The 14,247-nt window shown below is 61.0% G+C and carries 12 protein-coding genes; 9 read left to right on the top strand and 3 right to left on the bottom strand.

Annotation, left to right across the window (positions count from 1 at the left end; genetic code table 11):
* Nucleotides 1–197: 197 nt before the first annotated feature.
* Both ABD833_RS16910 and ABD833_RS16905 read left to right on the top strand, forming a co-directional pair.
* The gene (locus ABD833_RS16910; RefSeq protein WP_425553699.1) at nt 198–938 is read left to right on the top strand and encodes a 2-C-methyl-D-erythritol 4-phosphate cytidylyltransferase; all 741 of its coding nucleotides are present in this window, start codon (nt 198–200) and stop codon (nt 936–938) included.
* Nucleotides 939–1,155: 217 nt separating this feature from the next.
* Complete coding sequence (locus tag ABD833_RS16905) at nt 1,156–1,935, top strand: enoyl-CoA hydratase-related protein (RefSeq protein WP_345074587.1); 780 nt, start codon at nt 1,156–1,158, stop codon at nt 1,933–1,935.
* 354 nt (nt 1,936–2,289) lie between these two features.
* On the opposite strand, the gene ABD833_RS16900 is transcribed toward ABD833_RS16905, so the two are convergent.
* Nucleotides 2,290–3,141, bottom strand: a complete 852-nt coding sequence (locus ABD833_RS16900; RefSeq protein ID WP_345074585.1) for a hypothetical protein — start codon at nt 3,139–3,141, stop codon at nt 2,290–2,292.
* Nucleotides 3,142–3,335: 194 nt separating this feature from the next.
* On the opposite strand from ABD833_RS16900, the gene ABD833_RS16895 reads away from it, so the two are divergent.
* Nucleotides 3,336–3,917 (top strand): DUF4142 domain-containing protein, encoded by a 582-nt coding sequence (locus ABD833_RS16895; RefSeq protein WP_345074584.1) that lies wholly within the window; start codon nt 3,336–3,338, stop codon nt 3,915–3,917.
* Between the two features lie 37 nt (nt 3,918–3,954).
* Complete coding sequence (locus tag ABD833_RS16890) at nt 3,955–4,188, top strand: hypothetical protein (protein WP_345074583.1); 234 nt, start codon at nt 3,955–3,957, stop codon at nt 4,186–4,188.
* Nucleotides 4,189–4,325: 137 nt separating this feature from the next.
* Here ABD833_RS16890 and uvrA read toward each other — a convergent pair whose 3' ends face one another.
* On the bottom strand, nt 4,326–7,340 hold the full coding sequence (gene uvrA, locus ABD833_RS16885) for an excinuclease ABC subunit UvrA (RefSeq protein ID WP_345074581.1): 3,015 nt from the start codon (nt 7,338–7,340) through the stop codon (nt 4,326–4,328).
* A gap of 258 nt (nt 7,341–7,598) precedes the next feature.
* Here uvrA and ABD833_RS16880 point away from each other — a divergent pair, with 258 nt between their 5' ends.
* The 5 genes from ABD833_RS16880 (at nt 7,599) to ABD833_RS16860 (ending at nt 12,518) form a co-directional block, all read left to right on the top strand.
* The gene (locus ABD833_RS16880; RefSeq protein ID WP_345074580.1) at nt 7,599–8,795 is read left to right on the top strand and encodes an alginate O-acetyltransferase AlgX-related protein; all 1,197 of its coding nucleotides are present in this window, start codon (nt 7,599–7,601) and stop codon (nt 8,793–8,795) included.
* 155 nt (nt 8,796–8,950) lie between these two features.
* A complete protein-coding gene (locus ABD833_RS16875) occupies nt 8,951–9,460 on the top strand; it encodes a hypothetical protein (protein WP_345074579.1) in 510 nt (169 codons plus the stop codon).
* 143 nt (nt 9,461–9,603) lie between these two features.
* Complete coding sequence (locus tag ABD833_RS16870) at nt 9,604–11,022, top strand: MBOAT family O-acyltransferase (protein ID WP_345074578.1); 1,419 nt, start codon at nt 9,604–9,606, stop codon at nt 11,020–11,022.
* 139 nt (nt 11,023–11,161) lie between these two features.
* Nucleotides 11,162–12,196 carry a hypothetical protein gene (locus ABD833_RS16865; protein WP_345074576.1) on the top strand — a complete coding sequence of 345 codons (1,035 nt, stop codon included), beginning with the start codon at nt 11,162–11,164 and terminating at the stop codon, nt 12,194–12,196.
* A 64-nt stretch (nt 12,197–12,260) separates the two neighbouring features.
* A complete protein-coding gene (locus ABD833_RS16860; protein WP_345074575.1) occupies nt 12,261–12,518 on the top strand; it encodes a hypothetical protein in 258 nt (85 codons plus the stop codon).
* 140 nt (nt 12,519–12,658) lie between these two features.
* Here ABD833_RS16860 and asnS read toward each other — a convergent pair whose 3' ends face one another.
* Complete coding sequence (gene asnS, locus ABD833_RS16855; RefSeq protein ID WP_345074574.1) at nt 12,659–14,062, bottom strand: asparagine--tRNA ligase; 1,404 nt, start codon at nt 14,060–14,062, stop codon at nt 12,659–12,661.
* Between the last annotated feature and the right edge of the window lie 185 nt (nt 14,063–14,247).

Genomic DNA, 14,247 nt, shown 5'->3' with positions numbered 1-14,247 from the left:
ACCGTTTCCGAACGGCTGAAATGGAGGCTGCTTGCATCCAACAAAACTAACTCAAACAGCTTCTAAACACTGCGTAAAAGCATTTTGCGCAAGTCCTACTGAATTCACAAAACGCCGAATGCCCGCCGGGTATTCGGCGTTTTGCGTTTCGGCGGGTGTATTTTGCCGAACCATTGCCGCCCCCGCATCTTCCTGCCATGAATGACGCCCAGTCCCCAGGACCCCAAGACCCTAAGCCCCCAAGAATCCAAGAGCCCGAGACCCCAAGGTATGCTATCCTGGTAGCCGGCGGCAGCGGCACGCGGATGGGTGCCGACCGCCCCAAGCAGTTTCTGGAGCTGCTGGGCGAACCGGTGTTGCTGCACACCTTGCGGCGCTTCGCCGAGGTGGCCCTGCGGGTGGAGCAGCTGGTAGTGGTGTTGCCGGCTGATCAGTTTGCGGTCTGGCAGCAGCTCTGCGCGCAGCACCAGATCCGGATTCCGCACGCGGTGGTAGCGGGTGGCGAAACGCGCTGGGCCTCGGTGCGCAAGGGCCTGGCGGCGCTGCCCCGGCAGCCGCATGCCCTGGTAGCCGTGCACGATGGCGTCCGGCCGCTGGCTTCGGCCGAAATCATTGAGCGGGCCTTCACGGCGGCCGAAACGTACAAGGCCGTGGTGGTGGCCGTGACGCCCAAGGACTCGGTGCGCAACCTGGCCCAGCGCGGCTCCTATGCCCTGAACCGCGCCCGCCTGCGGCTGGTCCAGACGCCCCAGTGCTTCGATCTGGATTTGCTGCGCCGCGCCTACCAGCTGCCCGAGCTGCCTGCCTTCACCGACGACGCCAGCGTAGTGGAAGACCTGTGCCCCATTCATATTGTGGAAGGCGACTACCGCAACCTGAAAATCACCACGCCGGAAGATCTGATTGTGGCCGAAGCGCTGCTGCGCAGCCTACGGTGACGGAGTCATTGCGAGGACGAAGGACATTCCGCGCATCAGGCGGTGGCAGTTCGTCCTCGCAAATGTAAAAAAACCTGTTAACCTACCCCCTGCCATCAGCATACGCCAGGGCTTTCCGGTGAAAAGGAGTTGGGTACATTTGAGAGGACGGATTGCTTCGCTTTGCTCGCCATGACAGGCCTCCACCACTTTCCCTTTCCCAATTTTACCTCTCCCCATGTATACCAGCTTGCTTTATGCCGTACGCGACGGCGTGGCCACCATCACGCTCAACCGTCCGGACGTGTTCAATGCCTTCAACAATGCCCTGAGCTACGAGCTGCAGGACGCGCTGAAGCAGGTGGCCGCCGATGCTGCCGTACGGGCCGTGGTGCTGACCGGCGCGGGCCGGGCCTTCTGCTCGGGTCAGGATCTGAAAGCCGCCCAGGGCGACGAGAAAAGCACATTTTACGATTCGCTCCACCAGCGCTATAACCCCATCATCCGGGCTATGCGCCAGCTGCCCAAGCCCATCATCGGCCGTATCAACGGCGTGGCGGCCGGCGCGGGCTGCTCCCTGGCCCTGGCCTGCGACGCGCTGATAGCTTCCACGGAGGCTTCGCTGATTGAGGTGTTCATCAACATCGGGCTGGTGCCGGACTCGGGCTCCTCCTACTTCCTGCCCCGGCTGGTGGGCTCGCTCAAGGCTTTCGAGCTTTGCACGCTGGGCTCGAAGGTGACGGCGGCGGAAGCCCTGCGGCTGGGAATGGTGAACCAGGTAGTGGCGCCCGAAGAGCTGGATGCCGCCGTGGCCGCGCTGGCCGCCCGCTATGCCTCCGCTCCTACCAAGTCCATCGGCCTCATCAAGCAGCTGCTGAACAAAGCCGGGGCGGCCTCCCTCGACGAAGTGCTGGACTACGAAGCCGACTGCCAGCAGATTGCCGGCGAATCGGCGGACTACCAGGAGGGTGTAACGGCCTTTTCGGAGAAGCGCAAGCCGGTATTCCGGGGCGAGTAAGGAAGCGATGCCAGGCGGCACGCCCTGGTCGGCATTTGACAAAAAACGAAAGTGGCCGACTCCATTCCGGAGCCGGCCACTTTTGCGTTATGCACCGTTCGTCAGCACCTCAGCACCTCAGCCAGCACGTAGGTACCCGGGGCGGGCGTACTGCCATCGTCAGCACCTCAACACCTCAGCACATCAGCACATCAGCACATTAATCACATTAATCACATTAATCACATTAATCACATTAATCACATTAATCACATTAATCACATCAGCACATTAATCACATCAGCACATTAATCACATCAGCACATTAATCACATCAGCACATTAATCACATCAGCACATTAAAAAACCAGCGCATTATTTCAGCCGGATGGTCTTAGTGCGGCCATTCACGGTGATGGTGGCAATATTGTCACAGGCGGCCGTACCGGTGGGGTCGTAGTTCAGCAGCAGGCTTTTCTCCCTGGAATTGGTGATGCTGACCGTGCCGGAGATGAAGTGCCGGGCGCAACCCACCGCGAAGCTTTTGACCAGGGGCTGCTGAATGGCCGCCGTGTAGGTCACACCTTTGCGGTTGGTGCCGTTGGCCTGGCCCATCACCTGGTAGGTGTCGTCGAGAATGGTGCGGGTACCGAAGCCGTTTGTGCGGGCATACTGGCGCTGCGACGTCCAGCTATGGGTACCGTTGAGAGTGACGATACTGGCGTTGCGGACGGCGAGCGTAAACGAGCCGCTGCCGGTGTTGGTGAAGATCCGGGTACCGGTGTGCTGGTTGTCGTTCACGTAGTAATCGACCAGCGTCACGGTAGTGACGGCGCCGGCCTGGCGGTAGGCGCCGGCCTCGAATACGACCACGATTTTACCCCGCCGGGCTTTCCCGTTAGGGCCCACGCAGTTGGTAGGACCGAAGTCGATAGTGAGGGTACGGGTAGCCGCGTCGTAGGTGCGGGTGGCGCAACGGCTCAGCACTTTTTCCAGGTCGGCAGGCTCGGCGGCGACGGAGCCATTGGCGGCAGTGGCATCGGCAGGAGCCGATACGTTGATGATGTCGCCGATGGCCGCATTTTCCTCTTCGGCGTTGCCGTTGTCCTCCGCCGATTCGATGTTGTCGGTCGGATCAGCTTTGTCTTTGTTGCAGCTGGTGGTGAAAAGCAGCGCGCTGCTGGCCAGCGCCGCCAAACCCAGGGAACGGAACATTGAGGTTTTCATGGTGAGGAAGAAAAGAAAGTGGGGGGGCAGTTATTGGTCAGATTCGGCTCTTGGAGGGCCTTAGGTCGTGGCGGTTTAAGCACCACCGAAAGAATATTTCAACCCCGGAACTATTCGCTTTCCAAACCACGCCCGCAGGCCCCCGTATAGGCAGGCACCGACTCTTTATAGTCGCTTAGCTCAACTGAAAAACCATGACCCCTGCCCGTTTTCTTCTACCGTTCAGCTTATTGGCCACTATAGCCTGCTCTTCCGATGCCAGCAAAAAGGACCCGGTAGCCGAAGCGCGGTTTCAGAACGAGAAGCGCATCGGCGACGAAGATATCACCAAAAAGCAGGAGCGCGACGCTGAGTTTATGGTTGACGCGGCCAGTGACGGCCAGCTGGAAGTGGAGCTGGGGAAGCTGGCCCGGCAAAAGGCTGCCACGCCCGCCGTCCGAAGCTTTGGGCAGCATATGATGACGCAGCACGCGGAAGTTAATCAGGCCTTGAGGGCGCTGGCCGAGCAGAAAGGACTGTCCCTGCCCGCGGGCCTTGGGGAAGAGCAGCAGAAAGCCTACCAGGAGTTAGCTGCTTTGACGGGCCTTGAGTTCGATAAAAAATACCTGGACCTAATGGTCGACGACCATGCCAACGATGTAGATGCCTTCGACGATATGAGCGAGGATGCCTACGACGGCGACATCCGCGGTCTGGCGGCCAAATACCTGCCCACGCTGAAAGAACACCTCGACCTGGCCAAAAAGGTGCAGGATCAACTCGCAGAAACCAAGTAAACCCAACCTGCTCCACCAACCAAAACCAATTAACCCCATGAAAAAGCCCTTTTTTTCGCTGCTGCTGGTAGCAGCTACCCTCGCGCTGAACAGCTGTGGCGATGCCGATAAGCGTACCGATGGCACCGCCGGCGAAGCGGTGAGTGACATGGAAACCGCTGCCGACGAGGGTGGCGTGCAGGCCGATGCCACCGTTATCGATAACGAGGCTGGCCCCACGGTAACCGCCGACGCCGACTCGGTTATGGGCGACACCACCATGACCCGCTGAGGTCCAGTTTCTACCCGCCGCAGCACTACACTACAAGCAGCCGGCACCGGAATACCGGGCGGGGCTGCAGGCCAGGCAAAACTCAAAAAGGCTCCCGCACTGTTGCGGGAGCCTTTTTGAGTTTTGCTGACTGGTGCTTAATCCGCCTTTCCGTCGGCGTACTTGCTGATCTTCAGCTCCTCAGCCAGGAAGCGGGCCGTGTGACCCTTCTGCACCTTAGCCACCTGCTCGGGCGTGCCCTGGGCCACGATGAAACCGCCGCCCCCGCCGCCTTCGGGGCCGAGGTCGATAACGTAGTCGGCCACCTTGATCAGGTCGAGGTTGTGCTCGATGATGAGCACGGTGTTGCCTTTATCGACCAGCTTCTGCAGGACGGCCGAAAGGTGGTTGATGTCCTCGAAATGCAGGCCGGTGGTGGGCTCGTCGAGGATGTAGAAGGTTTTGCCGGTGTCTTTCTTACCCAGCTCCGTGGCCAGCTTCACGCGCTGCGCTTCGCCGCCGCTGAGCGTGGTGGCCTGCTGCCCCAGGGTGAGGTAGCCTAAGCCCACTTCATTCAGCACCTGAATCTTGCGGATGATACGGGGCTGGTTTTCGAAGTACTCCACGGCCTTTTCCACCGTCAGGTCGAGCACGTCGGTGATGCTCTTGCCCTTGAAGCGCACTTCCAGCGTTTCGCGGTTGTAGCGGCGGCCCTTGCAGGTTTCGCAGGGCACGTGCACGTCGGGCAGGAAGTTCATTTCGATGGTGCGCATCCCGGCGCCCTCGCAGGTTTCGCAGCGCCCCCCCTTCACGTTGAAGGAGAAGCGCCCCGGCCCGTAGCCCCGGATCTTGGCCTCTGGCAACGACGCGAACAGGCTGCGGATTTCGGTGAACACGCCGGTGTAGGTGGCCGGGTTGGAGCGCGGCGTGCGCCCAATCGGCGACTGATCCACCTCAATCACCTTATCAATCAGCTCCAGCCCTTCGATGGCCTGGTAAGGCAGCGGGTCGCGCTTGGCGTTGAAGAAGAACTGGTTCAGAATCGGGTACAGCGTGTCGTGAATCAAACTCGACTTGCCCGAGCCCGACACGCCCGTGACGGCCACCAGCTTGCCCAGCGGAATCTTCACGGTTACGTTCTTGAGGTTGTGGCCGGTGGCGCCTTTCAGCACCAGCTGGCCGCCGTCGCCCTTGCGCTTCTGGCGGCGCAGCTCAATGTGCTTCTGCCCGCTCAAATACTGCGACGTCAGGCTGCCCGAGTTGAAAATATCTTTGGGGGAGCCCTGAGCCACGATGTGGCCGCCGTGAATGCCCGCGCCGGGACCAATATCCAGCACGTAGTCGGCATTCATGATCATGTCCTTGTCGTGCTCCACCACAATCACCGAGTTGCCGATGTCGCGCAGGTGCTGCAGGGCCTTGATGAGCCGCTCGTTGTCGCGCTGGTGCAGGCCGATGCTGGGCTCGTCCATGATGTAGAGCACGCCCACGAGCTGAGTACCAATCTGGGTGGCCAGCCGGATCCGCTGGCTTTCCCCGCCCGAAAGCGTCCGCACTGAGCGGTGCAGGTCCAGGTATTCGAGGCCTACTTCGAGCAGAAAGCCGATGCGCTTACGGATTTCCTTGAGCAGCTCCCGCCCGATGACGTTCTGGCGCTCGGTGAGCCGGCTTTCCAGGTCCTCAAACCAGGCGCTCAGCTCCTTGATGTCCATCAGGGAAAGCTCGCCGATGTTCTTGTCGGCAATCTTGAAGTGCAGCGACTCCTTTTTCAGGCGGAAGCCCTGGCACTCGGGGCACTTGCGGGCCTGGGTATACTCCTGAATCCAGGCGCGGATGTTCTCCGAGTCGGACTCCAGCTGGCGGCGCAGAAAGGGAATGATGCCCTCGAACGGCTCGGTGTAGTTGCTCTTTTTCGGGTCGGCATCCTCGTCTTCGGGCACGCCGTAGAGCAGCCGCTCAATCAGGTCGGCGGGCAGCTTGTCCAGGGCGGTGCTCAGGCTAAACTTCTGCTTTTTGAGGATGATGCCCAGCTGCTGGAAAATCCAGATGTCGCGGTACTCGCCCAGGGGCGCGATGCCGCCGCGGCTGATGCTGAGCTTACGATCGGGCAGCACCGAGTCCTCGGTGATTTCCTGCACCTCGCCCAGGCCGTTGCACACGGGGCAGGCACCATAGGGCGAATTGAAGCTGAACGTGTTCGGTGCCGGGTCGTCGTAGGCAATGCCGGTGGTCGGGTCCATCAGGAAGCGGGAGAAGAACTGGGTCTTCTTCGAGTCGGAATCCAGCACCAGCATCGTGCCCTTGCCGTGGGTCAGGGCATTCTGCACCGAGCCCGACAGGCGGAACCGGTCTTCCTTGGTGGCCTTGAGCCGGTCAATCACGATTTCGATGTCGTGGATCTTGTAGCGGTCCACCTGCATCTTGGCCGTGATGTCGAGCAGCTCGCCATCGACGCGCACCTTGGTGAAGCCCAGCTTGGCAATCTGCTGGAACAGCTCCCGGTAATGACCCTTGCGGCCTTTCACCACCGGGGCCAGCACCACCACCTTGTGGTCGGCGAAGTGCCGGAGGATGTAGTTGATGATCTGCTCGTCGCTCTGCCGGATCATCTTGGCCCCCGTAGCGTAGCTGAAGGCCTCGGCGGTGCGGGCGTAGAGCAGGCGCAGGAAGTCATAAATCTCGGTGATGGTGCCCACCGTGGAGCGCGGGTTGCGCGAAGTCGTCTTCTGCTCGATGCTGATAACCGGCGACAACCCCTCAATCTTGTCGACGTCGGGCCGCTCCAGGCCGCCCATGAAGGAGCGCGCGTAGGCCGAAAAAGTCTCCATGTAGCGGCGCTGGCCCTCGGCATAGATCGTATCAAACGCCAACGACGACTTGCCCGAGCCCGAAATACCAGTGAACACCACGAGCTTGCCCCGCGGAATTTTGACCGTCACGTTTTTCAGGTTGTGCTCCCGGGCCCCGTACACTTCAATGAAGGGGGCTTCCACGTCGGCCCCGGCGGTGGGCTGGGCAGCGGCGTGGGCTTCCAGAATGGCTTCCGTTACCAGCTCAGCGCGGGGTACCGCCGACACGGCGGCGGTAGTATGGCCGTTCCCGTTGACGGCAACAGCGGCAGCAGTAATTTCAGGCGTAGCGGCGGCGGAGGCAGCCTTGGTTTTCTTAGCCATTCAAGCAGGTCGAATAAGTCCGCAAAGGTACGCATCCGGCGTTCCTTTCGCCACCTGAATCCATTATTTACCAATCCATTTGAGCGAGATTGGGCCCGAAGTAGTCGGACGCCGGTCAGGTGACAAGGCAGAAGGTCAGTAACAGGAAATTCGCGTGTTTTGTGCCCGGCGTTCGTTCTTGCGCAACAAACGTGCTGCTGCTTTTCTTTCCGGCTATGGTTTTCAATCGTTCGTCCGCTTTCTTTTCGGTTCCCGTCCGTGGCTAGGCGGCTGGGCTTTTCGGGTAAGCAGGGGCTTTTTGCCGGCCTGTTGCTGTGCCTGCTCCTGCCGCCGCTGCAGGGCTGGCTGAACATGAAAATATTCCGCACCGCGCCGCTGGTCGGCTACCAGGCCCCGGCCCCGCGCCCCACACTCTCCTGGGACAGCCTGCGAACCAACACCTACCAGCCGGCGCTGGAGCGCTACCTGACCGAGCATATTGGCTTCCACGACCGGTTCATCCGGCCACGCAACCAGCTGGCCTACTCGCTGTTCGGCCAGGTGAAAGTGAACGAAGTGCTGGTGGGCCGGAATGGGGTGCTGTTCGAGGAAGCGCCCATCCGGTCGGCGCTGGGCCAGAACGTGGTGAGCGAGGCCGAGCGGCAGCAGCATATTGCCCGGTTCAAAATCCTGCAGGATACCCTGGCCCGGCGGGGCAAGCTGCTCGTGTTCGTCATTGCGCCCAGCAAGGCGGCCTTCTATCCGGAGCTGCTGCCCGCTGAGTACCGCCAGGGTTGGGCGCAACCGTCGAATGCCCGGCTCTACGGCCCCGAAATGCGGGCGGCGGGTATCAACCTGGTCGATTTCGGGGCCCGGTTCCGGCAGTGGAAAGACACGGCCGCGTATCCGCTATTTCCGCGGGGCGGCATTCACTGGAGCCTTTACGGGGTCACGGAAGCGGCCAAAGTGCTGTTTCCTTACCTGGAAGAGCGCGGCCACTTCGACCTGCCCGATTTCCGGCCGACCGGACTCGAAGTAACCACGACCACCCGCTACACCGACAACGACATGGTCCGGGCCATGAATCTGGTCTGGGATCCGGCGGCCTTCCCGATGGCTTACCCGACTATCGTGTTCGAGGCCCCTAAGCCCGGGCAGCGCCGGCCCCGGCTGCTGGTGGTAGGCGACAGTTTCGTGTGGAATCTGATTGAGCACTACCCCTATCTGGACCACCTGTTTGCCGACGACTCCCACTTCTGGTACTACAATCAGCAGGTGCAGTGGCGCAGGCACAATGGCCAGCTCGCGGGCGAAACCGACGTGGCCCGGCTCGACCGCAAAGCCCAGCTGCTGACGCACGACGTAGTGCTGGTGTTATTCAACGAGCACAACCTGCTGAGCTTCGACTCGGGCTTCAGTGAAGCCGCCCTCCAAGCTTTTGCTCCGCCAGCCCCGGCAGCGGCCGCGGCTCGGTAGTGGCTGCTCTTCCTGCGCGGCGCTTGGGGTACATGACCGTTCGGGCGGGCAATCCGTAAGACGCAGCTCGGCGGGTAAGAATGGTGACGGTGTCCTTACTTGGCTTCGTTATTGTCAGGGCCCGCTCATCTTCCCACCGATAAAGCGCATTACGCATGAAACCAATCACCAGAATTTTTCTCGCGGCGGCATTCTTCCTGCTGCTGGGGAGTAGCGCTCAGGCGCAGGTTACGGTCAACGTCAATCCTCCGTCCTGGGGGCCGGCCGTGGGGCCGAATACGCAGTACTACTACGTGCCCGAATACGGCGGCTATTACGACCTGCGCGACCGGCGCTACCTGGTGCAGCGCGACGGCAAATGGCAGCGCGTCACCGCCCTGAACGGCTACTCCACGGCATCGCTGCATCCGGTGGCCATCGACTACGTAGGCGCCCAGCCCTGGACTCTGATCAGCCGGCACCGCACCCGGTATCCGGCCGGTTTGCCGCGGGGTCAGGTGAAGCGGCTGGAAAACGGCAAAGGACTGCCCCCCGGCCAGGCCAAGAAGTACTATGGCCGCAGCTACGAAGACCGGCGGGACTACGACAACGATGACCGCCGTGAAGGCCATGGCAAAGGACAGGGCAAAGGACAGGGCAAGTCCAAAGGTCACGGGAAGGACTAATCCTGCTTTGTTGGCTATTCCCGATCAGAAAGCCTCTCCTGCCGGAGAGGCTTTTTGGCGTTTAAGCCCCGGCGAAAAAGAGAGGATATGGGTCGCAAGTCAGTACTTTGCCCCGTTCTTATTCTTCTTGCATCAGCCGTAGCATGGTTTTCAGCAGTACGCTCTTTCTATTTTATTTCTTCCCGGCTTTTCTGCTGCTCTACTATCTGGCTCCCACTAAGCTGAAGAACTCCGTGGCCCTCACGGCCAGCCTGCTGTTCTACGCCTGGGGAGGGCTCAACTTTCTGGCGCTGTTTCTGGCCTCGGTGGTACTGAACTTCTTCCTCATTCGCCGGATGCACCCGTCCGTGGGCTGGCAGAAGCGCATCTATCTTATTCTGAGCATCATCCTGAACGTGGGCATGCTGTTCTACTTCAAGTACGCCAACTTCTTTCTGGAGAACTTCAGTGCCGTAAAAACATCGTTGGGCGGTGGGGCCCTGACCTGGGAAAAGGTGGTGCTGCCCATCGGCATCTCGTTTTTCACCTTTGAGAAGCTCACCTATTCCATCGACGTGTACCGGGGCGTGAACAAGCCGCTGCGCAGCTTCCGGGACTTCCTGCTCTACATCATGCTGTTTCCGAAGATGATTGCCGGCCCCATCGTGCGCTTCCACGAAATCGCCGACCAGCTCACCGACCGCAAGGCTTTTGAAACCATCGACCACAAGCTGGCGGGCCTGTTCCGGTTTGTGGTGGGGCTGGCGAAGAAGACGTTGATTGCCAACGTGCTGGGCCAGGAAGCCGACCGTATTTTCGGCCTGGCCCCGGCCGAGCTGTCGGCCCCGCTGGCCTGGCTGGGGGCCCTGGCCTACACCTTCCAGATCTACTTCGACTTCTCCGGCTACTCCGACATGGCCATCGGCATTGGCCGCATGATCGGGTTTCAGTTTCCGGAGAACTTCAACAACCCGTATATCTCGCGCAGCATCACCGAGTTCTGGCAGCGCTGGCACATCACGCTGGGCCGCTGGATGCGCGACTACCTCTACATTCCCCTGGGCGGCAACCGCGTCAGCCCGGGCCGCCTCTACGCCAACCTGTGGACGGTGTTTATTCTGTCGGGCTTCTGGCACGGCGCGGCCTGGAACTTCATTGCCTGGGGAGCCTTCCACGGCCTGTTTCTGGTGCTGGACCGGCTGTTTCTGCTCCGGCTGACCAAGCGACTGGGGGCCTTCAGCATCGTGCCCACGTTCCTGGTTACCGTCGTGGGCTGGGTGCTGTTCCGGGCTGCTTCGCTGGGCGCCGGGCTGGCTTATATCAAACAGATGTTCGCAGGATCGTGGGCGGAGCTGCCGTACTTCAATCAGGAGTTCCGGTTCACGCTGGTGCTGGCTACCGGAATCGTGTTTGGGGCCGCCATTCCGCACGTGGAGCGCGCCGGGCTGAAGCTGCTCTTCACCCAGCAGTTCGCGCTGCGCCGGGCCATTCCACTCACCCTGCTCACCGCGGTATTACTAATTCTCAGCATCAGCTACATCGTGGGCAGCTCCTTCAACCCGTTCATCTATTTCCGGTTTTAGGCGTCGGCAGGACGATAAGCCGATTCAACCCGGCAATACGCAGGGTAGGCCGCGGGACCAGCGGCCATTGGGGCCCGGCTGGATATATGCCGCGTCCCGCGTAACATTACGCCGCAGTAGCGTAGTGCCTGCTTTCCGTATGTCCTGGTCCGTGCGTCGTCAGTCCTTGTTGCTCGTGTATCTGCTGGCCCTGGCCCTGCTGTGGAGCAATGCCTATTTCGTGCTGGTCAATCATGCGGCTTACACCGTGGATGAGCGGAGCTATTTGCAGATGGCGGAAGGCAACTTCGCGGTGCCCGTCACCCACCGCTACCGCGTGGTGGTGCCGGTGGTAGCGGGCAGTCTGGCCCGGGGCCTCGCGGTGGTTACGGCCCTCATTTCCCCTACCGGCAACCGTCCCTTTGGGCTCAGCTTCTTTCTGGTCAACGGGCTGGTACTGGCGCTGGCCGGCCTGTTTCTGTTCCGGACGGCCCGGGCCCACGGCGCGGCGGCGGGGCCGGCCCTTGTCGGTATGGCTGCCGTCATGACCAGCGGGGCCGCCAGCTACGTCACCGGTCTGGTGCTCGTCGATAGTGTCGTGGTATTGGCCGTGGTGCTGCTGTATTATGCTTTGCGTATCCGTTTGGGGTGGCTGCTGCTGGCCGTGCTGGTGGTGGGGCCGGTACTGAAGGAGTCGTTCGGGCTGTTTCTGCCGCTGGCGCTGTATGGGCGCTTCGTGCCGTGGTGGCAGCGGCTGCTGGCCCTGGCCGGGGCGGCGGGTTTGGTGGTAGCGCTCCACGCGGTGGTCGATGCCCAGGTCCCGCCCGCGGCCGTCGGGAGCGTGGCCAATGCCCTGGAGCACGGCCGCAACATTATCAGCAACCTGCACTGGCTGCTTTCACCCCGCGGCCTCTTCATCTGCAGCAGCGTATTCGGGCTGTTCAACCTGCTGATCTTGGCTGGTTTCTGGGGCGGACGGACGGCCATCCGGCAGTGGCTGCCCCAGCTCCGGCCCGGACCGGCGCTATTGGTCCTGGCTGCCGTGCTGGCCCACATGCTGCTCTCGGGCGAGATGAGCCGGATGCTGCTGCTGGCCGCCCCGGTAGTAGCCGTCGCCGTCGCCCTTATTCTGGACCGCCACCCGCTGTTTGCTCCGCTGCGCCGGCTGCTGACGGCCGGGGAAAAGCCGGTCTGAAAGCTGACCGGACGGGCCGGGCGCTACGTAGTATGACGAAGATGTACCATTCCCATCCCGCGCCATGACCACGCCCAAGCCCGAGTACCACCCCATCAGCTGCACGTTCTACGACGAGCTGGAAGCCCGCGCCACCACGCGCCAGGAATGCACCCTCACCTACCGCACCGAGCCCGACACGCCCCCCAGCACCACCCGCGGCATCATCACCGACCTGTTTATCCAAGACAAAGTCGAATACCTGCGCCTCGAAGACGGCTTCGAAATCCGGCTCGATACCCTGGTAGCCGTGGACGACAAGGAGCTGCGCGACTATTGCTAAGCCCGACTCCTCCCCAAACAAAGAAGGCGGCCCCTGATGGAGCCGCCTTCTTGCTGCATTGAAAAAATCGTCCACAAAATCCGACCAATCCGAAAAATCCGGACGAATCCGTAGTCCAGAAATCCGGACGAATCCGTGGTCTAGAAATCCGCGCTTTTCGGGAAGCGGGGGAAGGGTATTACGTCGCGGATGTTGGCCATGCCCGTCACGAACAGCAGCAGGCGCTCGAAGCCCAGGCCGAAGCCGGCGTGGGGCGCGGTGCCGTATTTACGCAGCTCCAGATACCACCACAGGTCGTGCTCCGGCACGTTCATGGCCGCCATGCGGGCCTGCAGCTTTTCCAGGTTCTCCTCGCGCTGAGAGCCGCCGATGATTTCGCCGATGCCGGGAAACAGCACGTCCATGGCCCGCACAGTTTTGTCGTCGTCGTTGAGCTTCATGTAGAAGGCCTTGATATCCTTGGGGTAATCGGTCAGGATAACGGGCTTCCGGAAGTGCTTCTCCACGAGGTAGCGCTCATGCTCGCTCTGCAGGTCGGTGCCCCAGTCCACGGGGAATTCAAACTTCTGCTTCGCGGTTTTCAGGATTTCCACCGCCTCGGTATAGGTCAGGCGCTGAAAGTCGTTGTCGACTACGAACTGCAGGCGGGTGAGCAGCTCCTTGTCGTACTGCTCGGTGAGGAAGCTCAGGTCGTCGGCGCAGTGTTCCAGGGCGTATTTCACCAGGCTTTTGAGGAAGTCCTCGGCCAGGTCCATATTGTCCTGCAGGTCGTTGAAGGCCACTTCGGGCTCAATCATCCAGAACTCGGCCAGGTGGCGGGCCGTGTTGGAGTTCTCGGCCCGGAACGTAGGACCGAACGTGTACACCTTGCCCAAAGCCATGGCCGCTACCTCAGCTTCCAGCTGGCCCGACACGGTCAGGTTGGTTTGCTTGCCGAAGAAGTCCTGCTTGTAGTCCACGCCCGACTTATCCTCCGTCAGTGGCGGGTTTTGGTCCGAAAGCGTGGTCACGCGGAACATCTGGCCCGCGCCCTCGGCGTCCGAACCCGTCACGATGGGGGTGTGGATGTAGTAGAAGCCGTGGTCGTTGAAGTACTGGTGGATGGCGAAGGCCATGGCGTGGCGGATGCGCAGCACGGCTCCGAACGTGTTGGTACGGGGGCGCAGGTGGGCAATTTCGCGCAGGAATTCGAGCGAGTGGCCCTTCTTCTGGAGGGGAAACTCCGTTGGGTCGGCTTTGCCCAGCACCTCGATTTCGGTGGCCTGAATCTCTACCGTCTGGCCTTTGCCCTGGGAGGCGACCAGCTTACCGCGCACGGCTACGGCCGCGCCGTTTTCGACGCCGTCGGCCTTCAGCTTTTCTTCCGGAAACCGTTCGGCGTCGGCCACCACCTGAATGGAGTTGAAGCCGGAACCGTCGTTGACGGCAATGAACTGCACGTATTTATTGCCACGGCGGGTGCGCACCCAGCCTTTCACTACTACTTCGCGCTCCAGCTCCTGGCTACGGAGCAGGTCCTGCACGCTCGATCTTTTGACAGACATCGGACTCGGATTTCGGGGGTTAAAACTCAGAGAAACAAAGGTAGAGGTTTTGGCTAGCGCTGAAATCAGTTCGGCGTAAACTGCGCCCATTGTTTTGCTTTGGGCCCGTATTCGCCGTATTCAGCCGGCAAGGCCCGGATTTAGCCTCAACTTTTTCTCCCCAACTCAAGTACAGAAAGCTCTAT

This window comes from Hymenobacter fastidiosus (assembly GCF_039539565.1).
GTDB lineage: Bacteria > Bacteroidota > Bacteroidia > Cytophagales > Hymenobacteraceae > Hymenobacter > Hymenobacter fastidiosus.
Note: the sequence above shows the minus strand (reverse complement) of the source record. Positions and strands in the feature narration are given on the sequence as shown.